Source organism: Verrucomicrobiia bacterium (genome assembly GCA_019634635.1).
GTDB lineage: Bacteria > Verrucomicrobiota > Verrucomicrobiia > Limisphaerales > UBA9464 > UBA9464.
The window spans coordinates 40,351-66,980 of the sequence record JAHCBB010000027.1; the positions used below are offsets into that span (position 1 = coordinate 40,351).

Sequence of the window (26,630 nt, forward strand, 5' to 3'; positions counted from 1 at the left end):
AAACCAAGGCGCCACCGCAGGATCCGGGGCGATGCAACTGATGCCCGCGGTCCTCCTGGTCCTGATTCCCGGTCTCCCGCTGCTGAGCGGTCTCGCGCTTCGCGCGGGTCCGCCCGCGTGGGCCGGCCCCGGGGCGGTGGCGTCCGCCGCCGCGGCGTTGCTGCTGGCGCTGCTGGCGACGGCCGAGGTGATGCTGGGGGGTGGCGGCCAGTGGCGGCTTGCGGCGGGGGCGGCGTCCCCCGCGGCGCTGACGCTGAGGCTGGATGCGGTATCGGCCACCCTGGCGGTGCTGGTTTCCTTTCTGGGTCTGGTGGTGAGCCGGTTTTCCCGCAACTACCTCGCGGGGGATCCGGGGCAGGGGCGCTTCTTCTCGTGGATGAGCCTCACGCTGGCCGCCGTGCTGCTGCTGGTGCTTTCGGGCAACCTGCTGGTGCTCCTTGCCGCCTGGGTGGCGACGAGCCTGCTGCTGCATCAACTGCTCACCTATTATCCGGAACGCAAGGGGGCGGTCTTTTCGGCGCGGAAAAAGTTCGTGTACAGCCGCCTGGGTGACGGGTGCCTGTTGGCGGCCCTGGTGCTGGTGCAGCGTCATTTCGGCACCTGGGAGATGGAGGCGATCTTTGCCCGGCTGGAGTCCGGCGCCGGTTCGGGGTTGACCCCGATCGGACTGCTCCTGGCCGGTTGCGCGCTGCTGAAGTCCGCGCAGTTCCCGTTCCACGGCTGGCTGCCCGACACCATGGAAACACCGACGCCGGTCTCGGCGTTCATGCACGCGGGGATCATCAATGCGGGCGGATTTCTCGTCATCCGGCTCAGCCCGCTGATGGTGGAGGCGGGTCCCGCCCTGGCGTTGCTGGCGCTCGCCGGGGCGCTGTCGGCGGTCTTCGGCGCGATGGTCATGCTGACCCAGCCGACGGTGAAGCGGGCGCTGGCGTTCTCCACCGTGGCGCAAATGGGGTTCATGCTCCTGCAATGCGGCCTCGGTGCGTTCGGTCTGGCGCTCGTGCACCTTGTGGCGCACTCGCTCTACAAGGCCCACGCCTTCCTGCGCGCAGGTTCGACGGTCGGCGCCGTGCCGCGCGCGGCCATCCCCCTGCCGAACGGGGCGTTGATCTTCGGAGCCGTCGCCGGCGCGGCCCTGGTCCTCGGCATGGCCGCGGTCCGGACGGCGCTGCTGCCCGGAGCCGTCCACCCGGCCGGGGTGTTCACGCTCATCCTGGCCCTCGCCCTGGCCTACGGCGTGGCGCGCGTCGCGTCCGCGCCGGCAGGCTCCGGCTCCGTCGCCGGGGCGCTGGGGATCGCCGCCGGGGTGGCGGCGGTGGGGCTGGGACTGCATGCCGCGGCGGGCTGGATCTATGCCTCGCTGCCGGTGGTGGCTCCTCCCGGGTGGGTCCTTGCCGTGGTGGGCGCGGTGTTCGTCGCGCTGTTTCTCTTCCAAATTCTGCTGTGGCGTGCGGGCGGGACGCATTTGGGGCGGGTGCTGTATGTCCATGCGCTCAATGGCTTCTACATGGGCACCTGGGGCAACCGGCTCCTCAACGTGCTCTGGCCCGCCGACCCGGTGGCGGTTCCCCGTCCGGCCCCGCACCTGTCCGGGGGCATCGTCGCATCCCAACGCTGATTGGCCGCCCGTCTTCCGAGGATCTCTTCGCACCCTTCAATGCACGACACGTTCCCATGACTGCCATCACCGAACCCCCTGCTGCTGCCCTGGACCACGCGATCACCACCGCCCTCCGGCGCATCCCCCCGCTGTGGCCACTGGGGCATTTTGTGGCCGTCAATCCCTTCGCGGGCCTCTCCGGGCTCCCGTTCACCGGCGCCTGCGCCCTGCTCCAACGGACGGTGGGCACGGTGCCGCTGCTGCCTCCCGCAGGGTACCTCGCCCTTTACGAGGAGGGGGCCATCACCGACGCGCACCTCGACACCGTCGCGGACGATCCGGGGTCCGCCGCGGCGCTGGTGGGGGCCCTGCGGCGCCACGTCGGGGCGGCGACCGGCGCACCCATCCCGACCGTGGCGGACCTCCTGGACCGGGAGAGCCCTCATGCGCATTGGAGTGTTTTCATCGCCGAGGAGATCTCGAAGTGGTGCGCCGTCGCCCTGGATGACAACCAGACGATCTGGCGCTTTCCCTGGCGGGATGCCGGCCTTTATGCCGGGTGGCGGAGCGCCGCCCTTGTTGACGGCAACCCGGAGGCCTTCGGACTCGCGGGCTTTCGGGCGTTCGTGGCGGAATTGCCCGGCGATGCGGATGCCGCCATCGCCCACTGCCTGCAACGGCTGGGCCGCCACGAGGCCGACCCCACGGATTTCCTCCACCGGCAACTGGCCAGCGTCGCCGGCTGGGCCGGATACGCCCAATACCTCCGCCGTGAGGCGCAGATGCGCGGGGGCGACCATTCCGCCCTTCGCGATCTGCTGGCCATCCGCCTGGCCTACGATGCCGCCCTCCACGACGCCCATGCCCGGGACGAGGTGTTTGCCCGGGACTGGCCGCGGGCGACGAAAGGGGTTGCCGACGAGACCCTCATTGGCGTGCTGGCCCGCTGGCAGCTCGCCTATGAACTGGGCCATCAGCAGGAGCTCGCCCGCGCGCTGTGCGCGCAGCCCTCCCATCGCCCCGCCGCGCGGCCGGAGTTCCAGGCGGTCTTCTGCATTGATGTGCGCTCAGAGGTCCTTCGCCGCCACCTCGAGGCCGCGGCGCCCGGCGCCCAGACGCTCGGCTTCGGCGGGTTTTTCGGATTCCCCATCTCGCATCGCGCTGCCGACACCGACGTCCCGACCGCGCGTTGCCCCGTGCTGCTCGTCCCTCCGATCTCCACCGTTGAGGCCGCCGGTGCCGGCGAGGTTGCGGCCGCCCGCGCCCGCCGCGCCCGCAGCGGAGCGTGGAAGGCGTTTCAGAACTCCGCTGTCTCCTGCTTCTCGTTTGTCGAGACGGCCGGCCTGGCCTTTGCCGGCGTTCTCGGGCGCAACCGGGATGCCGGCTCCTGCGGCTGCGCCGGGCCGGCGCCGGAGTGGGCCGCGCCGGCTGCCGATGCCACCGCTGCGCAGGCCGCGGTCGCGTGCGGCGCGCTGGACAGCATGGGCCTGACGCGGAATTTCGCGCGGCTCGTGCTCTTCTGCGGCCATGGCAGCCAGAGCGCCAACAATCCCTACGCGTCGGCGCTGGACTGCGGTGCGTGTGGCGGGCACGCCGGCGACGTCAATGCCCGCCTTGCAGCCGCAACCCTCAACGACCCTGGCGTGCGGGCCTGCCTCGCCGACCGGGGCCTCCTTGTCCCCGACGACACGTGGTTTCTCGCCGGATTGCACAACACCGCCACCGACGAAATCACGCTGTTTGACGTGTCGTCCGTGCCCGCCAGCCACGCCGCAGATCTGGCGGCGCTGCGCCGCGTTATCGAAGCAGCCGGCGCCGCCGCCGCGCGGGAACGCGCCGCCGCCCTGGGCCTGGCCACCCTGCCGGCCACCCGACTGCCCCGGAGTCTCCGGGCCCGTGCTGCGGACCCCTCCGAAGTCCGGCCCGAATGGGGCCTGGCCAACAACGCCGCCCTTGTCGCCGCACCCCGCAGCCGCACGGCCGCGCTCCACCTCCACGGTCGGGTCTTCCTTCACGACTACGATGCGGCGTCGGACCGCGATCTCAGCGTCCTGACGCTCATCCTTTCCGCCCCGGTCGTGGTCGCCAGCTGGATCAACCTCCAGTACTACGCCTCCCGGGTGGACCCCCGGCACTACGGGAGCGGGAACAAGACGCTGCACAACGTCGCCGGCGGGATCGGTGTCGTGGAAGGCAACGGCGGCGACCTGCGCACCGGCCTGCCCCTCCAATCGCTGCATGACGGCAGAGCATTCCTCCACGAACCCCGCCGCCTTTCCGTCTTTGTCGAAGCGGCGCCCGACGCCCTTGCCACCGTTCTCGCGGCCCAGCCGGCTGTCCGGGAGCTTTTCGATCACGGCTGGATCCACCTGTTCGCCCTCGTCGGCGACCGTTGCCTGCGCTACCGCGCGGACGGCTGGTCGCCGGTGTCGTGAATTCAGGCCGGCCGTTTGTGGGCGATGCCGGAGCCGGAGGAATCCGGACCCGCCGTCCTCCGGAGGCGGCCCCCGGGAAGCCGAACGATTCGTGCGGCGGGGACCGGAATCCGGCGGGATTGCGGCCTCCCCATTTTCACAAAAAAAGCACTTGTGAAAAATTTCACGTGTCGCCAGCGTCCGGCTTCTTTCGGAGGGCGTCCGGCGTCCGGTGCGTGCCGGCGGGCGGCCCCTCCCCCCTGTATGCGCTGGCTTCAAATCGTTCTCGCATTGGCCCTGTGGACGGCCGTGCCCGGACTGGCCCTGGGTGCCGCGTCGGTCGGCGCGGGTGACGCCCATGGCGGGGAGCACCACGAGGAGGGACTGCCGGCGGATGCGCCGTGGATCTTTCGGATCGGGCCGCTCGACATCAACAACTCGACCCTGATGATGTTTGGTGTGGCGGCATTGCTGATTCTCGGGGCGCAGCTCGCCACGCGGAATTTGAAGCTGGTGCCGGAGGGATTGCAGAACTTTGCCGAATGGCTGGTGGAGTCGTTGTACGAGTTCCTCGAGGGCATCATCGGCACCGATCTGGTGAAGCGCACCTTCTGGTTCTTTGCCACGATCTTCATCATGATTCTGGCCATGAACTGGGTGGGGCTCATCCCGGGCGTGGGCACCGTCGGGTGGGGGGTGGCGACGTCCACGGGGTTTCAGTTGACCTCCCCCTGGTTTCGCGGCGCGAACGCGGACCTGAACACGACGCTCGCGATGGCCATGGTGTTCTTCATCTTCTGGGTCATCTGGGCGGTCCAGTCCAACGGGTTCGGCGGGTTCATCCGCCACCTGTTCGGCGTGAAGGGGGACTCGTCAGGGATCATGAAGCTGGTGATGGTCGTGGTCTTTTTTGCGGTGGGTATCCTGGAGGTGGTCTCGATCCTGTTTCGTCCGGTCTCCCTGAGTTTCCGCCTCTACGGGAACGTGTTCGCCGGCGAGAACATGCTGGAGACGATGACCCACCTGGGGGGCCCGTACTTCGGATGGCTCCTTCCCCTGCCGTTTTACGGCATGGAGCTGCTCGTCGGCCTGGTTCAGGCCCTGGTGTTCATGCTGCTGACCGCGGTGTTCACGCTGCTCATCTGCACGCATGACGAGGAGGAACATGGCCATGGCAAGGCGGAGGAGGCCCACTGAATCCACATTTTGGCCGTCAGACGGTGGCACGACTGCCGGGGCGGCCCGTAACAACCAAGAGAAAGAGAAAGTTCAACTATGCTCCCCCTGTTCGCTGAAATGACCGGCAACATTCACGTCGCGGCTGCCGCGGCCGGTGCCGCGATTGGCGTGGGAATGATCGGCATGAAGGCTTCGGAGGCGGTCGGCCGGAATCCCGGTGCCGCCACCAAGATCCTCGTGCAGGCGATCCTGAGCACCGCCTTCGCCGAAGGCATCGTGTTCTTCGCCATCTTCCTCGCGAGGTGATCATTCCGGGTGCCGGGCGGCTGTCCGGCACCCCCAGACTTTTCCCGTCCATGAGCGCCCTCCCCATGCTGATTGCCGCCGAAGGCGGTCTGCTGCAGATCGCCCGGCAGACCGGTGAGCAGTTTGGCTTCAATACGCCGCTGTTCCTTTCGCAGTGCGTCAGCTTCGTCATCGTCGCCTTCCTGCTGCACCGCTTCGCGTACCGGCCCATCCTCGCCCAGCTGGAGCTGCGGCGTCAGAAGATCGCCGAGGGGCTCGCCAACGCCGAGAAGGCGGCGCGCGAGCTCGCCAATGCGCAGTCGAAGGCCCAGGAAGTGATCGGCGAGGCCGGCCAGAAGGCGGCGAAAATCATCGAGGAGGCCCGCGCCGCCGCCGGGGTCGTCGCCGAGCAGGAGCGCCAGAGGGCGATCGCCGACGCCCAGAACATCCTGGCCAAGGCCCGGGAGGCCGGTGATGCCGAGGTGGCCCGGCTGAAGGGCGAATTGAGGCAGGAATTCGGCCGTCTGGTGGTCGCCGCCGCGGACCGCTCCACCGGGCAGGTGCTGACCGCCGACCAGAAGGGGCGCCTCGCCGACGAGGCCGTTCGCCAGCTCACCGCCTGAGGCGCCAGCACCGCTCTTCCCGGACCCCATGAAGACCTCGAAACAGGCCCGCCGCGACGGTCGCGACCTGTTCAACGCCTGCCGAGTGAACGGGGTGCTGGACGAGGGCCGCGTGCGGGAGGCCGTCTCCCGGGTGATTGCCGCCAAGCCCCGGGGCTATGCCGCCCTGCTGGGTCACTTTCAGCGCCTCGTGAAGCTCGACATCGCCCGCCGCACGGCGCGGGTCGAGAACGCGGTGGAGACCTCCCCGGCCCTGATGACCTCCATTGAGGAGCAACTGGTCCGGTTGTACGGACCCGGACTCAACATCACCTACTGGATCAATCCCGCCCTGATTGCCGGGGTGAAGATTCGCGTGGGCAGCGACATTTTCGATGGCAGCGTGGCCGGACGTCTCGCCGCACTGGGCGATTCCCTGTAGCCGCCCGCCGCCCCCCCAGATTTTCCCAGTTTTCAAATTCAGATTCCCGCGATGAGCACAATCCTCCAGGAGATCGAAGCGCAGATCGCCGGCGTGAAGACGTCGGTTGCCAGGCAGAATGTCGGCGTGGTCCGGGAAGCCTCGGACGGCGTGGCCAAGGTCGAGGGCCTCACGGACGCGATGCTCAACGAAATGCTGGACTTCGGTGACGGGGTGGTCGGCCTGGCGCTGAACCTCGAGGAAACCGAGGTCGGCGTCATCATCCTGGGGGATTACCTCGGGGTGAAGGAGGGCACCGAGGTGCGCACCACCGGCAAACTGCTGTCCGTGCCCGTCGGGAAGGGCCTGCTGGGCCGGGTGGTGGACACCCTCGGACGACCGCTGGACGGCAAGGGTCCGGTGATCAGCGACACGGCGTATCCGGTGGAGAACATCGCCCCGGGCATCGTGAAGCGGAAGTCGGTGACCCAGCCCCTGCAGACGGGCATCATGGCGATTGACGCCATGATCCCGATCGGACGCGGCCAGCGCGAACTGATCATCGGCGACCGGTCCACCGGCAAGACGACCATCGGCGTGGACACCATGATCAACCAGGCGCGGATCAACCAGGTGGGCCGGGCCTCCGGGGATCCCGCGTTCCGCCCGGTGTACAACATCTACGTCGCCGTCGGGCAAAAGCAGTCCAACATCGCGCGCGTCGTCGCGGAACTGGAGAAGGCCGGGGCGCTGGAGGACACCATCGTCGTGGCCGCTTCCGCCTCGGACTCGGCGGCCAACCAGTATCTGGCGCCGTTCTCCGGCGCGGCGATGGGCGAGTGGTTCATGGACAACGGCATGGATGCCCTGATCATCTTTGACGATCTTTCCAAGCAGGCGGTGGCCTACCGCCAGGTATCGCTGGTCCTGAAACGTCCGTCGGGCCGTGAAGCCTACCCGGGCGACGTCTTCTACCTCCACAGCCGCCTGTTGGAGCGGTCGGCGCGGGTCAATGAGAAGAACGGCAACGGCTCCCTGACCGCGCTGCCGATCATCGAGACGCAGGCGGGTGACGTCTCGGCCTACATCCCCACCAACGTCATCTCCATCACCGACGGGCAGATCTACCTGGAGACCGATTTGTTCTACCAGGGCGTGCGTCCGGCCATCTCGGTCGGCCTCTCGGTGTCGCGGGTCGGCTCGGCCGCCCAGATCAAGGCCATGAAGCAGGTCGCGGGCAAGATCAAGCTGGACCTCGCCCAGTATCGCGAACTGGCGGCCTTTGCCCAGTTCGGGTCGGATCTCGATGCCAAGACCCAGGCGACGCTGGAGCGCGGCAAGCGGATTGTGGAGCTGTTCAAGCAGAACCAGTACAACCCGATCCCGGTCGAGGTGCAGGTGGCGGTGCTGTGGACCATGCAGAACGCGCTCCTGGACGACGTCCCGGTGGAGAAGGTGAAGGATTTCCAGGGCCGGCTCACCGACTTCCTGGGCACCCGCAAGGCCGCCCTGTTGGAACGGATCCGCAACGAGAAGGCGGTCAGCGATGCGCTGGCCGGCGAGCTCAAGTCGGCGGTGACCGAGTTCAAGCAAAGCTACCGCTGATCCTGCGGCGTCGCGGTCCGGCCGCGCGCCCCACTGAACCATGCCCAGCACACGCGACATCCGGCGCCGCATCAAGTCGGTCAAGAGCACGGCGCAGATCACCAAGGCGATGCAGATGGTCGCCTCGGCCAAGATGCGCCGGGCGCAGATGGCCGCGCTGGCCGGACGTCCCTACGCGGCGTTGATGAACGAGGTTCTGGCGGCGGCCACGGCCGGCGCCGGCGAGTTTTCGCATCCGCTGATGGAGGTGCGTCCGGTGCGCCGGCGGGCGCTGGTGTTGATCACCACCGACAAGGGGCTGTGCGGCGCCCTCAACACCAACCTCCTGCGCGAGGTGGCCCGGGTGGATCCCGGGGGGACGGTCTATGTCTGCGCCGGACGGAAGGGCGCCCAGTTTGTGGCGCGAACGCGGCGCGAGCTTGCCGCGGAGTTCACCTACCGCGATACACCGCAGTTCACCGAGGCGCGCGCCATCTCCCGCTTCGCCCAGGACCTGTTCCTCAAGGGCGAGGTGGATGTCGTGGACGTCGCCTACACCAACTTCATCTCCACCCTCGCCCAGAAGCCGGAGGTCCGCACGCTCCTGCCGCTGGGTGAACTCAAGGCCGTGTCAGCCGATGTCACCGGCGAGGGGGTTGCGGAGGACCTCGGGGCCGCCAGGCAGGAGTACCTGTTCGAGCCCGCCCCGGGCGAGGTGCTGGGCAGCCTCCTGCCGCACTACCTGAACTACCAGGTGTTTCAGTTCCTGCAGGAGGCCAAGGCGTCGGAACACTCGGCGCGCATGGTCGCCATGAAGAACGCCACCGACAACGCCCGGCAGATCATCAAGGACCTGACGCTGGAGTACAACAAGCTCCGACAGGCCAACATCACCAAGGAGTTGCTGGAGATCACCACCGCACAGATGGCGATGGGCTGACCCGCCGCCGAACTCCCCCGACCCGTTTTCGCACCCATTCCCGCCCTTTTAACGCTGAGTCCCATGAACAAAGGCAAGATCGTCCAGATCATCGGTCCCGTGGTGGACATCGAGTTCCCCGCGCCACTGCCCGCCATTTACAACGCCCTGACCATCGAGTTCACCCCGCCGGGCTCGGGCCCGACCCGGCTGACCCTCGAGGTGCAGCAGCATCTCGGTGACCACTGGGTGCGTGCCGTCGCCATGAGCACCACCGAGGGGCTTCGGCGCGGCATGGAAGTGGCCGACGCGGGCGCCCCGATCTCGATGCCCGTCGGCGAGGCCGTCATGGGCCGGGTGTTCAATGTCACCGGGGACGCCGTGGATGAGCAGGGCCCGGTGCTGGCCGACGGCTACAAGCCGATCCACCGCGCCGCGCCTCCCCTGGTGGACCAGTCCACGAGCCCGCAGATCCTCACCACGGGCATCAAGGTCATTGACCTCATCTGCCCCTTCCTCAAGGGCGGCAAGGTCGGAGCGTTCGGCGGTGCGGGCGTGGGCAAGACCGTGGTCATCATGGAGCTCATCAACAACATCGCGAAGCTGCACGGCGGCATCTCGATGTTTGCCGGCGTCGGCGAGCGCACCCGCGAGGGCAACGACCTCTACAACGAGATGATCGAGGCCGGCGTCATCAAGGTGAAGAAGGACGACAAGGGGCATCCGGTGGCCGGCGACAACGGTCTCCCGATCATCGAGCCGGGATCCCGGATCGGCCTCGTGTACGGCCAGATGAATGAGCCGCCGGGCGCCCGCCTGCGCGTGGCCCTGTCCGCCCTCGCGGTCACCGAGTACTTCCGCGACGAAAAGAACCAGGACGTGCTCCTGTTTGTGGACAACATCTTCCGTTTCTCCCAGGCGGGCTCCGAGGTGTCCGCGCTGCTCGGCCGCACGCCCTCGGCGGTCGGATACCAGCCGACCCTCGCCGCCGAGATGGGCAATCTGCAGGAGCGGATCACGTCCACCAAGAAGGGGTCCATCACCTCCTTCCAGGCGGTGTACGTGCCCGCGGACGACCTGACCGATCCGGCACCGGCGACGACCTTTGCGCACCTCGACGCCACCATCGTGCTGGAGCGGTCCATTGCCGAGTTGGGCATCTACCCGGCCGTGGATCCGCTCGCCTCGAACTCCCGTGCGCTGTCCCCGGACATCGTCGGCGAGGAGCACTACAACGTGGCCCGCGGCGTGCAGAAGGTGCTGCAGCGCTACAAGGACCTTCAGGACATCATCGCCATTCTGGGCATGGACGAGCTGTCGCCGGAGGACAAACTGACGGTGTTCCGCGCCCGCAAGATCCAGAAGTTCCTCAGCCAGCCCTTCTCGGTGGCAGAGGTGTTCACGGGACGCCCGGGCAAGCAGGTGCCGGTGGCGGACACCGTGCGCGGCTTCAAGGAGATCCTTGAGGGCAAGCACGACGACGTCGGCGAGAACGACTTCTACATGAAGGGCGGCATTGAGGAGATCAAGGAGGGTTGAGCCCTCCCGGATCGCAGGGCGGTCCCCGGTCCCCCCGGAATTTCAAGGAGCACCATGGCCACACTGAAGCTGGAAATCGTCACGCCCGAGGCGAAGATCTACTCGGAGGACGTGGATCACGTCACGCTCCCGGGGGTCGAGGGCGAACTGGGCATCTACCCGATGCACATCCCCCTGATGACCCAGCTGATGTCGGGCGAGGTGTGTGCACGCCGCGGCGGACAGGACCATTATCTGGCCGTTGGCGAGGGGTTTGTGGAGATCACCGGCGAGCGGGTGGCGATCCTCACCGACATGGCCATCCGGGCCGACGACATTGACGAGGCCCAGGCGGAGGAGGCCCGGCGCCGGGCGGAGGCGAGGCTTCAGGACAAGCTCGGAGCCGACGAGCATGCGACGGTGCAGGCGGCCCTCCTGCATTCGCTCACCCAGTTGAACGTGAAACGCCGCCGGCGGTCCTGATGGGTCGCCGGCGCGAGTCGTCCTCCGCGCCCCCCAGAAACCAGCGGCGAAAGCGAAGGTCCGCATCGCGAACACCCCGCCGCAGCAAGGGCAGCAGGCGCCGCCAGTGCCGCGCGAGCAGCGCGGGGTGCTTCAGGCTTTCGATGGCGTATCGGCGGGTGGCGTTCGTCAGCTCGAGATTCTCCACGATCACAGCCTCGCTGCGGTTGTCCGCCAGTTGCAGGATTGAGCCGTCGGGCGCGACGATTTTCGAATCCCCGGCGGACCACCGGCCGCCACCCTGCGGGCCCACGGAGTTCGCAAAGACATAGAAGACCGCGTTCTCGAAGGCGCGCACGACCATGCCGTCCCGTCCCCGCCGCTTGGTTCTCGAAACGGCCAGGGCATCCATGCCGGCGTTGGGATGGAAGACCACCCGGGCGCCAGCCATCACGGGCAGGCGGACCAGTTCCGGATACCGCCGCTCGTGACAGATGATCGCCGAGGCGCGGACGGTCTCGATGGGGAACAGGGAAATGCCGTCACCGGGCGTGAACCATCGGCGGTCCGCCTCGGTCAGCTGACACTTCGCGTAGGTGTGGGCCAGTTGTCCGCGTCGGTTGAACGCCAGGAAGGCATTGAAGCGCCGGCGCCCGGCGAACACCGGACTGCCGACCAACAGGTGGATCCGCAGCCGCGCGGCGAGGGCGGCCACCTCGTGCAGGGCTTCGCGCAGGGCGCCGGCATCGAGGGCTCCAAAGTTGCAGGCGTAGCCCGTGGTGGCGCATTCCGGGAAGAGCACCGCGTCGGCGTCCCGTCGGGCGGCCTCGCCCGCGGCCTGCCCGATCTTCGCAAGGTTGCCGGCGATCGAGCCGGCGAAGGCCATCTGAACCGCGGCGACGCGGAGGCACCCTGGCCGGGCTCGGGATTCGACGGGGTTCATGTGGATTTGATCTGCGCGGATTCGGGGAAGGAGGCCAGCCGGAAATCATCCGCCGTGCGATGCCTCCGTGGATTCCGGCGGCCGGGACGACCCCGTCCGCCTGGGCGGGGTGCCGCCCGTCCAGCCCGCGGAAATCCATTTGCGAAATATCCGGGCTGGGCGGCGGCGATCGGTCGCGAACACACTGGCGCGGTCCGATGGCTGTCGCGCCGTCCATGAAAGTGCTGGTCTTCGCCCACGTGCCGCCCCCCCACCATGGCCAGAGCCGGATGGTGCAATACCTGGTGGACGGACTGCGGGCGCGCGTCGAATTCGGGATCGAGGTCCACCATGTGGATGCCCGGTTGTCCGACGATCTGCACGATGTCGGCACACCTCGCGGCGGGAAGGTGCTGCGTGTGCTGCGCTACTGTGCGCAGGCGCTCCGGCTGCGCTGGCGGCACGGAATCCGGGTGCTGTACTACGTGCCCAGTCCGCCCAAGCGGGCTCCGCTGATCCGGGACTGGCTGGTCTTGCTCCTGCTGCGGCCCTGGTTTCCGAGGATCGTGCTGCATTGGGAGGCCGCCGGCTTGGGGGACTGGCTGGAGACGCGGGCCTCCATGGTCGAGCGGATGCTGACGCGCGCGCTGTTCGGACGTCCGGCACTGTCCGTGGTCCTGGCCGAATCCAACCGGAATGATGCGAAGGCGCTGCGTTCGCGGGCGACCCGGGTGGTACCCAACGGGATCGAGGATCCGTGTCCCGATTTTGCCCGGGATCTGGCCCCGTTTCGCCGGATTCGTTCCGAGGTGATTCGGAGGCGGGAGGGCGAAGTTCAGGTGCTCTTCCTCGCCCTTTGCACCCGGGACAAGGGGTTGTTCGACGCGCTGGAGGCCATCGCACTCGCCAATGCGGCAGGGTCGGGTTCGGCGGCGACCGGGGAGGGGCTGCGATTCCGTCTGCGCGTCGCGGGGACATTTCCGGAGGCGTCGGTCGAGGAGGCGTTTCGCGAACGGTGTGCCCGGCCCGACCTCCGGGGCAGCGTGGTGCCGATCGGGTTTCTCTCCGGGGATGCCAAGGAGGCGGCGTGGCGCGATGCCGACCTGTACCTGTTCCCCACCTATTATGCCAACGAGGGCCAGCCGGTCAGCCTGCTCGAGGCCATGGCCCATGGCGTGACGGCGGTCACCACGTGCTGGCGCGGAATTCCGGAGATGCTGCCGGCAAACTATCCCGGACTCGTCAAACCCGGGGATCCGGTTGAGCTGTCCCGACGCCTCCTGGCCCTCGCGGATTCCTGCGAGGGACTCCGCCTCCGGCAGGAATTTGAGAGCCGGTTCACGCTCGACCGCTACCTGGAGGGCATGGCCGGGGCCCTCCGATCCCTGGAGACCTCCGTCCCTGCCGCCGGGACCCCTGCGGCGTCCGGGCCGGCATCCGGCGGGCCGGGCACCACCCGATAATATCCACGAATCGTTGAGTCCGGAAAGTCGGTGAAGCGGGCGGTGGGATTTCCGGCCTCGAGGTGCTGGACCACGGTCCAGTCGAGGAGATTGGTGGAATACTGGACCACGGTTGCAGCGGTCTCCCGGGCGGGGGCCACCGTGCCGATCACGCGCCCGGCGTGGACGTCGAGCGCGTCAATCCGGACGGTCGAGGCCGGTGGGGATACGACGGTCAACAACGCCGCACGGCTCTCCGCGGCCAGCGCGTCGGATTCAATGCGGACCGACCATCGGCTCCCGTCATCGGTCCTTCCAACCGGCTGGACGACGTGGGCGGCATTCGTGGCTCCCGGGATCTCCGCACCGTTGCGCCGCCATTGGAATCGCAGGGATCCCCCTCCGGTTGTGGCAACCACAAACCGGACGGCCTCACCCTCCTGGGCCAGGACATCCCGGGGTTCGGCGGTCAGCGCATCCAGGCCGAGCCGGAATTCGGTCGCGTTGTCCAGACCGTCGCCGTCGGGGTCATCGGTGCCACGATGAAACAGGTGTCCGAACACCGCCGCCTCCCAGACATCGGAGAGGCCGTCGGCGTCGGAATCCGGGTCCGGGTTGCTCTCATCCCACAGGATGGCCCCGGGATTGGCGCCGGTCGCCCCGACGCCGTGCCATGCGCAGTCCACCGGCAATCCGCGGCCGGCCCGCAGCGCGATCATGTGCGAGGAGGTTCCGAAAACCACGATGCCGTCGGACAGGATCGGGTTGGTGCACGATCCGATGCCCTCGCCATCGGCGGACCACACCAGGTCGCCGGTCCGGCGGTCTTGAACCACGATCCGCGAGGGGGAGGTCCCGTGGGTGCTCCGGTAGAGGTACCGGTCGCATACCGCCATTGCGCTCCAGCCGTCCTCGCCGAAGAAGCCCTCGCGGATCCAGGCGACCGCTCCGGTGCGGGCGTCCAGCGCCGCGACAGCGCCCGTTCCCCACGGATTCCAAAGCGGGACGTAGACCATTCCGGCGTGGGCCGTCAGCGTGGAGCGCACCTGAAGCCGGGGAAAGGACTGTTGCCACCGGATGGCCCCGTCGCTTCGCCGGAGCGCAAACACGGCGCCGTTGATCCGTGCGGCAACGATCTGGTCCTCGACGGCGTCATGGATCGGATTGTTGAACTGCAATTGTTCGCTGATGCCGAGCTCCGTCACCCAGCGCACCGCGCCCGTGCGCTTGTCGAGCCGGTACATCCAGTTGGTCACCGCGGCGCACTGCACGTACACGGAATCGTCGCCGGGCAGCAGCGGACTGCCATTGTTGTTGGTCCATCCCCGCCCGGGGAACCGGTGGCTCCAGAGCTCCCGCCCGTCCGCGCGGGAATACGCGGCGACGTCATCCGGGTAGGACGCCCCCGGCTTCAGGAGCCGGACGTAGAAGGCGTCGGTCTCACGGTCGTAGGGGACGTTCTCGAAGTAGGACCCGTGATAGATCGGAAACTCCCGGCGTGGCTGGAGCGTGTAACGGTCGAGTTCTGTCAGGGCCCCTGGTCTCCAACTGTACACCCAGTCGCCCACGACAAAAGGCGCCGTGGCAACCGAGACTCCGGGCGCGCGCGCAAGGATCTCCCCTGTGTGCAGGCGGACGGCGATCAAGGAGCTGTCGGTGACCTGGGCGTAAATCACCCCGTCGCGGATGATCATCATGTGCGAGTCGCCGGCACCTACGGGAGTGCTCCACAGGATCTGGAAATCCGGCGTGGAGCCGTCGGAAACGGGATCTGCCTCGAGGGCGAAGCCCAGCATCAGCGCCAAGAATAGCCGGTGGGTGGCGGTTGGGGACCGAAACACCCCGCGAGCCTATCTTCACAAAGCGGATGCCGCCAAGGAGAACGCTTGCAAACCTGTGCAGTCCAATGGCGCGCCGGCCTACGGCGCACGCGTCCGCACGCGATAGAAGGTCGGGCCGCTCCCGGACTCGGGACGGAGATCCACGAGACGATCCCGTGCGGGGAAGCCGGGGATGATGCCCGGGGCGTCCACCGGGGTCCACGGTCCGTTCCACAGGTCCGGGGTCTGTTCCAGCTGCAGCGCCCGGTTCGCCGGCTGAAGCACCCGCAGGGCCAGGAATCCGTTTTCGACGAACGATTCCATCCGCAGTTCCGGGTCCGGATCCGCAGGGAGGCCCGTGGCGACGATCCAGGATTCCAGCAGGGCGACTCCGGCGGCATCCGCAATGCTGGAGGCCAGCGGGGGCATGCGCTCCGGCCCCCGTGTCGCCAGGCGGCGCCACAAAACGGAGTGGGTGACGTCGCCCGGAACGATGACCCGGTTGGCAGGGTTCCCCCAATCGTCGAGCAGTCCTCCATTCAGCACGCCCGTGGTCGTCGTGCCGGTCTGCGCGCGCAGGTCGAACTGTCCGCGCCCGGGACCCCCCGGTTGATGGCAGAAGGCGCAATTGGCGGCGAGATACGAACGGGCCCGCCACTCGAGGCTGGCTTCGTCATCGGCGATTCCCGCATGCCGGGGCAGGGGATGCAATGCCGCGGGGGCATTGGTGAGGTACCCCGCTGCCGCGAGGGCGGCGATCTGGTGGGTGCGGACGCCGTCCCAGTCCACCTCCCTGTTCAACTGCGCGGTGTTGAAGCTGAGGGCAAAGCCTGCGCCGCGGACGTGGCACACGAGGCATTCGGAACGGCTGGGATAGCGCCATGTCTGGGGGACCGGAACGCCGTTGATGGTGCGCACGATCGTCTCATCAAGGCCTTCGGCGGGCACCAGCACGGCATTGGTTTCCGAGGTCCACCGGTAGGTGATCCCGTACACGCCATTGGTCTGGCGGACGAGAAACCGCGTCTCGATGCGGCGGGAGGACGCCGCCACTCCCGGCGTCAGCTCCAGATCGAAGTGTTTGACCCAGACGGTACCCGCCGGGGCGCTCCATCCCTCATGCGCCTCGAATCCCAGCATCTGGTCGGCATCGGGGATCGAGACCCAGCGGCGCTTGTGGGCATCATCGGACCAGAAGGGATGGTTGACCTCGTACGGGATCACACCGGGCGCGGGTGTCAGGGACGCGAGATCCGAAAACGCCCCGGTGTCCGCAAGGGTTTCCGGCAGGGGCGGTCCTGAAAAGGCCGGCGAGGGCTCCAGCCGCCAAAGCCGGGATTGGGCGAGTTCGGAGATCCACACCTCCCCGTCCACGGGGTCCGTCGCAAAGTCAGTGGCGGAGGGGAGGTAGAGGGACAGGCCCCGCATTTCGCCCGCACCTTCCGCGTTCAACCGGATGGCACCGACCCATCCGAACTGATGATCGGCGATCAGATAGGAGCCCCAAAGCTCGGGCATCCGGGTTCCCCGGTAGACCACGCCGCCGATCACGCAGCGTCCTCCGCCCTGCTGGTAGGTGAACACGGGCGGCATGTACCCGTACTCAGGATTTGAGGGGAAATCGGGGGGCACCGAGTTCCGGAGGATGCCCGGTGCGGTGCCCTCGAAGGCCGGCCACCCGTGGTTGGCTCCTGGACGGGTGACAAAGACCGACTCTGCGGTGAAGAATCCCACATCGGCCACCCAGAGCTCCCCGGTGAACGAATCAAAGGAGATCCGGAAGGGCTCGCGGAGACCGACGGACCAGAATTCCGTGCGCACTGACTCTGGCGACACCGGGCCACCCAGGAACCGGGTGGCGCCCACGAACGGGTTGTCGGCCGGCACCTGATAGCCACCCACCACCGACGGATGCGGATTTGGCGGCAGGGAGCCGGGCCGGGCGTCCACGTCCAACCGAAGCACGGCCGAAAAGAAATCGCCGTCAATCTGCTGGGAATTCACCTTGGGGCTGAAGCCATCGCCGATGGAGGCATACAGATGGCCCTCGGGCCCGAACTCGAGGTCGCCGCCGGCGTGGTCGAGCCATTGATACACCTGGCGGATCAGGACGGTTTCCGCGCCGACCGGCTGGAGGGACGCCGGGTCGAGGGTCACCTCCGAGATCTGGATGTATTTCCTGCCGTCTCCGGCGCCTGGGATGGAGGCGGTGCGGAACAGGAAGAGGCGCCCATTGACGTCGAATCGCGGGTGCAGGGCGATGGACAGCAGGCCTTCATTGGGCCCGATCACCGTGGAGCCGGTGACGTCGAGGATCACCGTGCGGGTCGGGGCCAGCCGATTGGTCACTGCAACGACGCGGCCGGCGAGTTCCGAGACCACCACGGCGTTGGTGTTTCCCCGTGGGAATTCGATCGCCGAGGGTCGTTCAAATTGCAGCCCGAGCGGGTCCACCAACCGGTAGCCAAACCGTCCCGGCGTCTCGGGCAGTTGAAGCGTGTCATTGGGCACCCGCTGCCACGGATTGGCCACCGCCACTGCCGCGGCCAGGGTCGCCACCCCCGCAAGCCCCTGGATCAACCTTCGGAACATTTCCCGGAGACCTAGCAACGACGGCCGTACGGTGGCAAGCAACACGCGGTCCAAGGAACACGCGGATTGAAGGGCCCGCAAGGAAGCGCGGGCACCGTTGGCCTCCTTGCCGGCTCGATGACGAAGGAAAACGTCATCGGCAAACTCGTGGCGCTCGCGTAGGCTGCCGTCACGGCCTGAGGCCACGCCGCCCGCCGGTTTTCTCCGTTGCGGGCAGGGCATGGCCGAGACGGCGCGATCCATCGAACCGCCCACCCCATGAGCACCATCAATGCCTACGCTGCCAGCGGGCCAAACGCGCCCTTCACGCCCTTCGAATACGACGCCGGACCGCTGTTGCCGGACCAGGTCGAAGTCCGGGTTGCGTCCTGCGGCATCTGCCACTCCGACCTCTCAATGCGCAACAATGAGTGGGGACTCACGGCGTATCCGTTCATCGGTGGCCACGAGATTGTCGGTACCATTACCGCCGTCGGGGACCACGTCCGAAAAGTGCAGGCCGGACAGACGGTCGGGGTGGGGTGGACTGCCGAGAGTTGCATGTCATGCCCCCAATGCCTTGGCGGGGATCACAATCTGTGCCCGACCAGTACCGGCACGATTGTCCAGCGCCACGGCGGCTTTGCGACCCATGTGCGCGTGCATTGGGCGTGGGCGGTGCCGCTCCCTGAAGGACTCGACGCCTCCCGGGCCGGACCGCTCCTCTGCGGCGGCATCACCGTTTTCAACCCGCTGGTGCAACTCGGAATCCTGCCGACCCACCGCGTCGGCGTCATCGGCATCGGCGGGCTGGGCCACATGGCGCTGAAATTTCTTCGGGCGTGGGGTTGCGAGGTCGTGGCCTTCACGTCCACCGATTCGAAGCGCGAGGAGGCGCTGCGGCTCGGCGCTCATCGGGTGGTGAATACGCGCAGTGCCGACGACGTGGCCCGGCTCGCCGGTTCGTTGAATGCGATCCTTTCCACGGTGAACGTTTCGCTCGACTGGAATGCGCTTGTCGGTGCGCTCGCACCGAAGGGAAAACTGCACACCGTGGGTGCGGTGCTCGATCCGATCGTCGTCGCGGCGTTCCCGTTGATCATGGGCCAGCGCTCCCTTTCCGGGTCGCCGACCGGCAGCCCGACGGTCATCGATTCGATGCTCGACTTCGCCGCACGTCACGGCATTGCGCCGACCACGGAGCACTTTCCGATGTCGAAGATCAACGACGCCTTCGCGCACCTCGAATCCGGCAAGGCCCGCTACCGGATCGTTCTCGAAAACGACCTGAATTGAGCGGTTGTCGGCAGGTCGTTCGCGGCATGATCTGCCTACGGCGCGGACACGGGATCCAGCCGGTAGAATGCCACTGGATCGTCCGCGGACACCGTCAGGGTCAGGGAGTCCCCATCTAGCACCGGCGTCCCGGCCACCCGGGTCCATGGGGACGGCGTGACGAGGCTGGGAGCGACGTTCAACTGATGTCCGGTGGCCGTTGCGGGCCACGAGAGCCGCACTCGTCCGTCCGGTGTGACGGTGGCAATGAGCGCCGGCGTTTCCACCGGGACGGCGGCCGAAAGCGTGGCGGCGAGCAGGTGAACCCGACTCGACTCCGCCGCCGGACGGGCAGGCAGGAGGATGCGGGTCAGCGTCTTGTCCCCCTGGACGGGATAGCGGCGGTACAGGAGCGCGGCAGCGTAGCCCGCCGGATCGCCGAGCGTGGTCTTGAGATTATCAAATACGAGACGGTCGGTCTCGATGGCAATGGGTCCGGTGTGCACCGCCATCCAGAAGATTCCCGGCCCCCAGCCATCCGATGGGCTGCCATCGGTAAACCGCACGTAGAACTCCTTCTGCGGGTTGTCGGCGAGCACGTTTGCGAGGTCCAGCGTGTAGTATCGCTTGTTCCATTCGTTCCGAATGTCTTCGCCAAACAGGGTCTCGGATTCGAGGACGGTGACAAATGTCGCGTCGCCGGATTCAGCGCGGTTCTGAATCGCAATGCTCTTGAGAAAGGGTCCCCAGCCGTCGAACGGCAGTCCGTCGGAAAGGCGAATCCGGACGGTTCGCGACGGGTTTTCGGCCAGATACGGCGTGAGGTCCACGGTGTAGAAGTCGAGGTTGCTGTTGTCGCGCGTCTCGTCGCCGGTCTCCGCCACCCAATCCCTTTCCACGACGAAATCCCCGACCTCGCCGGCGGCCTCGATCACGAACTGATTGCCCACATGAATGCGGGCGTAGGCGGTTGTCACCTCGTCCGGCAGGTCAAACTGGTACACCATGTAGGCGCTGCCGTCGGCAAACCGGAAATCGCCCCCGGCAACGCTGCCGCCTTCGTCCACCAGGTACAGGGCCTCCTCTGCCGTTGCGGCGACCACGTTCGCGTACCGCACGGTCTCGCTCGCGCCGGCAAGGGACACCACGAAATTGTTGGCGAGATCCATCGTCAGGCTTGCGGCCGTGACGTCATCCGGCAGGTCAAAGCGGTAGGTGATGGAGCCCGAGGCGTCGGCGAAACGGTGGCCGCGATTCGACGGGCCGGATCCCTGGTTGTCATACAGATGGGGCGTTTCCGCCGGTGTGCCCGTGCGAAACATCGCATGCACGGTGGACGTTCCGGCATCCACCACCGGTTCCAGGGCCTCCTCGAAGTTCTTCGTCGTCCCGGTGTAGAGCAGAATCTGCTGGAGGTAAGGTCCCCACCCGTTGGCGGGGGTCGCATCGGTCAGCAGCAGGTAGATCTCGCCGGTGCCTTCCGCCAAAAACGGGGCCAGGTCCACGTCATACTGTCGCAGATTGCCCAGGGCCCGATGCTCAAAGCCGTCGTGGATCACCATGGAATCCGCCACCACGGTGTAGCCCTCGGTGGAGAAGGAGGGCTCGTGCATCGCCGAGGCGACCGAGATCACGAAGTTGTTGCCCACCGTCACGCCCAGTTTGGCCTCGCTCAGCCCCCTGAGGTCCCCGAACCGGTAAAGCACATAACCGGTGCCATCCACAAATCGGTTCCCTCCCGAATTTCCGTTGCCGCGTTCCTCCATCAGATAATGCGATTCCTCCTCGCCAAAATCGGTGCGGAAAGTGGCCAGGGTCTGGACCTCGCTGGAATCCGTGAAGCGGTACAGAGTGTGGTCGAAGGCGGTCGGACTGTTGAACCAACCGGCTACCGGGCCCAGACGGTTCGTCTGAATGCTGCCATCGGCGTACTGGAATTGAATTGCGCCAAACGGATTGCCCAGCGCCTCGGGGGCCGACAGGAGGGCGAGATCCAGGGACGTGTACTGCCCAACCGGCACCTCCAGCAACTGGCCGTCCATGACCAATGCATCGAATCCCGATTGAAGGAGCGGGGCGAACTGGAACATCGTTCGACCGTCCGTCGTGCGGATCGGCGTGCCGTCGGCGTAGCCTGTGGGGAGCGTGGTGGCGTCGAGTCGCCGGCCGTCGGCGTCCAAACCCCCGTCGAGGCCGACGCCGCCCGGCTCCAGCACCGCGTCCACGGATAAGAGGGCGCTGAGATCCACGGGGGTTTGGGCGTGAGCGCAGACGGCGGCGCACGCCAACAGGCCAGGCAGGAATGTAGGTTTCATGTCGCGTGATTCGAATTCGTGAGACACCGCGTGAACCGTCGGTGTTGACGGATGTCGGTGTCCGCAAGTTGAGTATGGAACGTGGCAACCTCGCGGCCACATGCCGCGGTGACAAGGTCCGCAGGCAATTCGGCGGCCGATCCGTCGGGGCAAAATGTGGAACGACTGAGTCGCGCGCCCTGGCGGGTCCGGGCGCAGTCTGGCACGACCCGGCTTCGGTCGTGTCGTGGTCCTGTCCGATTCCAACCGCTGGACGCAGGGGCGGAATCCATCGGGCGGGCCGCACCTACAGGTAGCCCCGGCGCAAGGGGTGGGCCGGGTCGAGGCGGGCGAGCAGGGCGAAGGGGAGCCATTCGCCCGGATGCACCCGCCGTGCCGCCGGACCTTGACGCGACACGCGCGGCCAATGCGTCAACCGGTCCACAAACCCGGCGAACGTTCGCCCGTAGGCATCGCCGGTATGCGCGGATGCGACATCCCGGGCGCGGGTTCGCAGCGCCTCGCGGGTTGCCGGTTCAAGACCGCGCAGCCAGGTGAGCACCCGGCACGCGGCGTCCGGTTCGGCGGCGGCATACACGAGGTTGGAGTCCACGCGGGCGGCGTAGTCCCGTCCGCCGCACGGGACGTCCGGAAACACCGGAATTACCCCGCACAGCATCGCCTCCAGCATCGCGATGGGCAGTCCCTCGAAGTCGCTGGTGAACAGGATCGAATCCCAGCCGGACAGGACCCGCCAGTAGGCGTCGCCGGTCTGGACGCCGTGGAAGCGTGCCGCGGCGCCGGCGGCCGCAAGTCCGGCCTCGACGAGGGACCGGTCGGGTCCGCTGCCCAGCAGTTCCCACCGGTGCGACACACGGGCGGCCCGGAGCGCGCGGGCCACCTCGGGAATCCGTTCGACGCGTTTCTGGTGGCGCTGAATGCGGCCGCAATAGCCGATCACCCAGTCGTCGGACGGCCGCTCTCGTTCCAAGACGGTCCCATTGGGCGGATCCACCGGGACCGGCAGCCACGCAATCCGTTCCGCGTCCAGGTGCGGCAGGCGTTGTCTCGCGAGCTCTACTGTGGCGGCGCTGATGCACAGCATGCCGTCCACCACGGGGGCGCTTGCGGAGAGCAGGGCGTCGGAGCCCTCCCAATTCGAGTGAACCACGCCGATCCGCCGGGTGGCGCCATCGAGATCCGCGGCGGTTGGGAGTCCCCAGAGATCGTGGTACGCCCACACGGCCTGACTTGTGAGCGACCTGGGGGACGCCTGGCGCAGGCGTCGGCGGAGGATGCGGCCGTTGTGAAACCACCGGAGTCCGAGACCGCAGGCGGGGCGGCCGGAGGCTTGTGGCTCGAAGGGGCCGGATTCGAACCACAGGAGCGCCGAACTCGACAGGCCGACGGTGGCGTCGAGCCGCAGGTGGCGTCGGAGGACCGTTTGCACCCCACCCAGCGGGCGCAGGTGGGTGCAGGCGTGGACGGTGGGGATTTCAGGCATCCGTGTCGGACCCGGTCACGGGATCAGCAGGGCGTCCGTGAATTCCGCGTCCCTCAGACGTTCCACCAGCGTTCTCAGATGCTGCACGGGTTCCGGCGGGCGCCCGATGCCGGTTTCCGGGACGACGCTCCGGAACTGGTGGCCGCACAGATCGAGAAAGGCTTCGACACCGCCGTGGCAGGCCAGGCCCTTGGGCCAGAGCTCCACCCAGAGCGGCACGCCGCATTGCCAGAGGGCGGTTCCGGAGGCCACGACCTGCGATTCAAAGCCCTGCGTGTCGGAGATGACGAGGGCGACGTCGTGCGGCGGCACCCCCACAGAGGCGAGGAGACCATCGAGGGTGGATGTCTTCACGTCGTACACCGCGTGCACCCGGTCCTGACCTTCGAACCCGAGCCGTCGGTGCGCCTCGTCCTCCAGTTCGCTGTTCCCCGGATCGTCGGCGGCCGCGAGTCGTGCCGTCCCCGGGCGCGCCGCGATGGCGACCTCGCAGCAGGTGATCCCGGCTTCCAGTCCGTTCTGGCGGACGTTGCGCACCAGACGCGCGAACGTCTCCGGGTTGGGTTCCACCGCGATGATCCGCTTGCCGATGCGGCTCAGGGGCAGGACCAGGTCGCCCAGATTCGCGCCGACATTCACGATCACCGGCCGGTCGAACACCGGTTGGGTGCGGAGCCATCCCACGAGTTCCTCCAGCCGGGCGTCCTGGTAGTGGTCGGTCGTGAAGATCGTCTCGGTGATGCTGCAGGTGGTGGGACCGGTCCACACAAAGCCGTTCCGACGAAAGGTCGCCTCGGACTGAAACAGCCCGCGGGTCCGCCACGCGAGGAGGCGGCGGGCGTAGGCGCGCGCGCCGGGATTTCCGGACACCAGGCCGCCCAGTCCCTGCCGCATCCCCCTGGCCCACGCGCTGATTCGCCCTTGCATGAAGTGGATGTCCAACCTTGAAGGCGCAGACCGTAAGGGGGCCGGCGCCCGGCTGGAAAGCCCGTTTGCCTCAACGAAGGGCCGGATTCAAACGGTGGATCCGGGCCACCGCGTCCGGTCGTCCGCCGGGGGAAACCGCTTGGTCCTGGCCGGGCTTCGCCTAACGTGCCGGGGTCATGTCGTTCCGTCGTCGCGGATGGGGGTGGATCGTGGCCGGGCTCTGGATGCTTCCGGCCGGAGCCGAGGTCCCCACGTCGGCCGGCCCGGATGACCGCCGGCCCGCCGCGTTGGCGCCCGGCCATTCCGCCCATGGACAGGCCTTCAACGAGGGACCACGCCAGCCGGCACGGCTGATGCCCGGGATGCCCCGGATCGAGTTTCCGGTCACGACCACCAACTCCCGGGCGCAGCGATTCTTCACCCAGGGCGTGGGCCAATGGCATGGGTTCTGGTTCCTGGAGGCCGAACGATCCTTCCGCCAGGCGGCGGTCGAGGATCCCAACTGCGCCATGGCGTACTGGGGCATGGCGATGGCGAATTTTCCCCGGACCAACCGGGCGCCCGAATTCATCGCCGCCGCGGTGCGGCTCAAAGACGGCACCAGCCGCCGCGAACAGCTGCGCATCGAGGCGCTGTCGGAGTTTTTCAAGGATCCGGAGGGTGACGAGAAGGAGCGCCGTCGGGCCTACGTGCGGGCCTTGGAAAACTTGGTGTTCGAGTTCCCGGATGACATCGAGGCGAAGGCGTTCCTCGCCTTCCACATCTGGGACAACAGCCATCGCGGACTGCCGATCTCCAGCGCCCAGTCGGTGGAATCCCTGTTGAAGGAGGTCTTCGCCGCGCAGCCGATGCATCCGGCCCACCATTATCGCGTGCACCTCTGGGACGGGGAGCCGGATGCCGTCGCCGTCCGCGCGCTGCCTTCCGCGGCGCTTTGCGGTCCAAGCGGCCCGGGCATCGCGCACCTCTGGCACATGCCGGGTCACACCTACAACAAGCTGAAGCGGTACGAGGACATGGCCTGGCAGCAGGAGGCCAGCGTGCGCGTGGACAATGCCCACCTCATGCGCGACGGGGTGATGCCCGACCAGATCCACAACTACGCCCACAACAGCGAGTGGCTGGTGCAGACCCTGAACTACGTTGGACGGGTTCGCGACGCCCTCGCCCTCGCCCGCAACATGATCGAGATGCCGCGGCATCCGAAGTTCAACACCCTCGACCTCCAGACCAATGGCGTGCCCTACGAGCATTCCGGCGGCACCGCGGCCGACGGACGGCAGCGGCTGATGGAGACGCTGCTGCGCTACGAACTCTGGGAGGAGGCCCTCGGGCTCGCCGAGACGCCGTATCTTCCGCCGACCGAACTGGCCGAGGAACAGGCCCGGCGGGCCCGCCTGCTGGCGGTCGCCAATTTCGCGCTTGGCCGGACCCAGGAGGGGCGCTCCCAGCGGGCCGTCCTTGAACAGGCGGCCCGCCATCTGCGACGGGAGCGGGCGGCGCGGGTGGATGCTGCAGAGGCCAGGGCCCGGGAGGAGGCGAAGTCTCCGGAAGACACCCAGAAGGCGATGTCGGAAGCCCTTCGCTCGTTCCAGGAACCGCTGCAGCGCGTCGAGGATTTCCTGAACGAGCTGTCGGTGCTGGAAGCCATGACCGGCCCCGTCCCATCCGATTTCACGAACCGGCTGGAGACCCTCAAGACCGTGTCCAAGGAACGGCTCTCGCTCCTGTGGCTCGGGGCGGGGGATGGGGCGCGGGCGGCGCAACTGGCGCGGGAGGCGGTCGAAGCGGGAACCAACCAGGTTCAGTTGCTGGCCAATGAAGCGGACGTCCTCTGGCGGGTGGGCAAGACCAACGAGGCGCGCGCGGCCTTCGCCCGCCTGCGGGAACGCTCGGCGTACCTGGATGCCGACCTGCCCGTCTTCCAGCGGCTTCAACCCGTGGTGGCGGATCTTGGACTCCACGGCGACTGGCGGGTGCCGCGTGAGATCCGGCCCGATGTTGGACAATGCCCCGATCTGCGCCCCGATCTGGAATCCCTTGGGCCGTATCTCTGGACGCCCTCCCCGGCCCCCGGGTTCTCGCTGCCCACTGCGGATGGCAACACCATCTCGCTCGGGGATTACCGGGGGCGACCGGTGATCGTCGTCTTTTATTTGGGACACGGCTGCATCCATTGCCTTGAACAGCTCAACGCCTTCGCCCCGGCCGCAAAGGACTTTGAGTCCGCGGGAATCCAGCTGCTCGCCGTGAGCGCCGATTCCCAGGAGGCCCTGGGCCGCACGATCGAAAAGGCCCGGGAAGATGGCGGCTTCCCGTTCCCGTTGGTGTCGGACGGCAGCCGCGACACGTTTCGTGCCTACCGCGCCTACGACGGGTTCGAGGATGTGCCCTTGCATGGCGTGTTCCTCGTGGACGGGGCCGGACGGGTGCGCTGGCAGGACATCGGCCATGAACCCTTCACCGATGTGACCTTCCTGCTCGCTGAGGCGCGACGGCAGCTCCAGTGGCCGGACGTCGTCCCCACCCCGCCGTCCAACCTCAGGGCGGCGCGGGCGGAGTAGGCCCGGGTCGCCCCCATTCTCCTTGACCGCGGCAGCACCCGAGCCTACCACGCGATTCATTGAGACGCGGTCTGCCAGAATAGGCTATGCCACGGGACCCCTCAGCCTCACCCGCACCTCCATTGCTCCACGCCATGCCGGAAGGGGGGCAGTCCGGTGCGCCTCCGACCCATCCCATGAGCGACATCATCCTGACCAACCTCGAAAGCGTCCCTGGCCGCCTCACCATTGAACATTACGGCCTCGTCTCCGGTAGTACCGTCCGCGCCAAGCATGTTGGCCGCGACATTGCCGCCAGCCTCAAGAACATCGTTGGCGGCGAGC

At 67.6% G+C, this 26,630-nt stretch carries 20 protein-coding genes; 14 read left to right on the forward strand and 6 right to left on the reverse strand.

Annotated features, from left to right (window positions below):
• The first annotated feature begins 31 nt into the window (after positions 1 to 31).
• From KF791_15840 to KF791_15885, 10 genes are all read left to right on the forward strand, one after another.
• Positions 32 to 1,621, forward strand: coding sequence for a hypothetical protein (locus KF791_15840; GenBank protein MBX3734047.1), 1,590 nt, complete (start codon positions 32 to 34; stop codon positions 1,619 to 1,621).
• Positions 1,622 to 1,677: 56 nt separating this feature from the next.
• On the forward strand, positions 1,678 to 4,038 hold the full coding sequence (locus KF791_15845) for a DUF2309 domain-containing protein (protein ID MBX3734048.1): 2,361 nt from the start codon (positions 1,678 to 1,680) through the stop codon (positions 4,036 to 4,038).
• A gap of 243 nt (positions 4,039 to 4,281) precedes the next feature.
• Positions 4,282 to 5,214, forward strand: coding sequence for a F0F1 ATP synthase subunit A (locus KF791_15850; GenBank protein MBX3734049.1), 933 nt, complete (start codon positions 4,282 to 4,284; stop codon positions 5,212 to 5,214).
• 78 nt (positions 5,215 to 5,292) lie between these two features.
• On the forward strand, positions 5,293 to 5,502 hold the full coding sequence (locus tag KF791_15855; protein MBX3734050.1) for an ATPase: 210 nt from the start codon (positions 5,293 to 5,295) through the stop codon (positions 5,500 to 5,502).
• A gap of 50 nt (positions 5,503 to 5,552) precedes the next feature.
• Positions 5,553 to 6,104, forward strand: coding sequence for a F0F1 ATP synthase subunit B (atpF, locus tag KF791_15860; GenBank protein ID MBX3734051.1), 552 nt, complete (start codon positions 5,553 to 5,555; stop codon positions 6,102 to 6,104).
• Positions 6,105 to 6,132: 28 nt separating this feature from the next.
• The gene (locus KF791_15865; protein MBX3734052.1) at positions 6,133 to 6,525 is read left to right on the forward strand and encodes a F0F1 ATP synthase subunit delta; all 393 of its coding nucleotides are present in this window, start codon (positions 6,133 to 6,135) and stop codon (positions 6,523 to 6,525) included.
• A 51-nt stretch (positions 6,526 to 6,576) separates the two neighbouring features.
• The gene (atpA, locus tag KF791_15870; GenBank protein ID MBX3734053.1) at positions 6,577 to 8,109 is read left to right on the forward strand and encodes a F0F1 ATP synthase subunit alpha; all 1,533 of its coding nucleotides are present in this window, start codon (positions 6,577 to 6,579) and stop codon (positions 8,107 to 8,109) included.
• A 40-nt stretch (positions 8,110 to 8,149) separates the two neighbouring features.
• Positions 8,150 to 9,028, forward strand: a complete 879-nt coding sequence (gene atpG, locus KF791_15875) for an ATP synthase F1 subunit gamma (protein MBX3734054.1) — start codon at positions 8,150 to 8,152, stop codon at positions 9,026 to 9,028.
• A gap of 63 nt (positions 9,029 to 9,091) precedes the next feature.
• On the forward strand, positions 9,092 to 10,546 hold the full coding sequence (atpD, locus tag KF791_15880; protein MBX3734055.1) for a F0F1 ATP synthase subunit beta: 1,455 nt from the start codon (positions 9,092 to 9,094) through the stop codon (positions 10,544 to 10,546).
• A 54-nt stretch (positions 10,547 to 10,600) separates the two neighbouring features.
• The gene (locus KF791_15885) at positions 10,601 to 11,008 is read left to right on the forward strand and encodes a F0F1 ATP synthase subunit epsilon (protein MBX3734056.1); all 408 of its coding nucleotides are present in this window, start codon (positions 10,601 to 10,603) and stop codon (positions 11,006 to 11,008) included.
• Here the strand turns inward: KF791_15885 and KF791_15890 are convergent.
• Complete coding sequence (locus KF791_15890) at positions 10,971 to 11,930, reverse strand: carbon-nitrogen hydrolase family protein (protein MBX3734057.1); 960 nt, start codon at positions 11,928 to 11,930, stop codon at positions 10,971 to 10,973. The two genes, KF791_15885 and KF791_15890, sit on opposite strands and share 38 nt — an antisense overlap.
• A gap of 215 nt (positions 11,931 to 12,145) precedes the next feature.
• On the opposite strand from KF791_15890, the gene KF791_15895 reads away from it, so the two are divergent.
• Positions 12,146 to 13,372, forward strand: a complete 1,227-nt coding sequence (locus KF791_15895; GenBank protein ID MBX3734058.1) for a glycosyltransferase — start codon at positions 12,146 to 12,148, stop codon at positions 13,370 to 13,372.
• Here the strand turns inward: KF791_15895 and KF791_15900 are convergent.
• Entirely contained in the window at positions 13,261 to 15,192 is a 1,932-nt protein-coding gene (locus KF791_15900) for a PQQ-binding-like beta-propeller repeat protein (protein MBX3734059.1), read from the reverse strand. The two genes, KF791_15895 and KF791_15900, sit on opposite strands and share 112 nt — an antisense overlap.
• Positions 15,193 to 15,270: 78 nt before the next feature.
• Positions 15,271 to 17,763, reverse strand: coding sequence for a PQQ-dependent sugar dehydrogenase (locus KF791_15905; protein ID MBX3734060.1), 2,493 nt, complete (start codon positions 17,761 to 17,763; stop codon positions 15,271 to 15,273).
• A 258-nt stretch (positions 17,764 to 18,021) separates the two neighbouring features.
• On the opposite strand from KF791_15905, the gene KF791_15910 reads away from it, so the two are divergent.
• Positions 18,022 to 19,038 carry an NAD(P)-dependent alcohol dehydrogenase gene (locus KF791_15910; protein MBX3734061.1) on the forward strand — a complete coding sequence of 339 codons (1,017 nt, stop codon included), beginning with the start codon at positions 18,022 to 18,024 and terminating at the stop codon, positions 19,036 to 19,038.
• A 35-nt stretch (positions 19,039 to 19,073) separates the two neighbouring features.
• On the opposite strand, the gene KF791_15915 is transcribed toward KF791_15910, so the two are convergent.
• From KF791_15915 to KF791_15925, 3 genes are all read right to left on the reverse strand, one after another.
• Positions 19,074 to 21,332 (reverse strand): hypothetical protein, encoded by a 2,259-nt coding sequence (locus KF791_15915; GenBank protein ID MBX3734062.1) that lies wholly within the window; start codon positions 21,330 to 21,332, stop codon positions 19,074 to 19,076.
• Between the two features lie 286 nt (positions 21,333 to 21,618).
• Complete coding sequence (locus KF791_15920) at positions 21,619 to 22,815, reverse strand: glycosyltransferase family 4 protein (protein ID MBX3734063.1); 1,197 nt, start codon at positions 22,813 to 22,815, stop codon at positions 21,619 to 21,621.
• A gap of 15 nt (positions 22,816 to 22,830) precedes the next feature.
• Positions 22,831 to 23,742, reverse strand: a complete 912-nt coding sequence (locus KF791_15925) for an FkbM family methyltransferase (GenBank protein MBX3734064.1) — start codon at positions 23,740 to 23,742, stop codon at positions 22,831 to 22,833.
• Positions 23,743 to 23,918: 176 nt separating this feature from the next.
• Between KF791_15925 and KF791_15930 the strand changes: the two genes are divergently transcribed.
• Both KF791_15930 and KF791_15935 read left to right on the forward strand, forming a co-directional pair.
• Positions 23,919 to 26,306 carry a redoxin domain-containing protein gene (locus KF791_15930; protein ID MBX3734065.1) on the forward strand — a complete coding sequence of 796 codons (2,388 nt, stop codon included), beginning with the start codon at positions 23,919 to 23,921 and terminating at the stop codon, positions 26,304 to 26,306.
• 176 nt (positions 26,307 to 26,482) lie between these two features.
• Positions 26,483 to 26,630 (forward strand): heavy metal-binding domain-containing protein (locus tag KF791_15935; protein MBX3734066.1); only part of this gene is annotated, 148 nt, incomplete at its 3' end.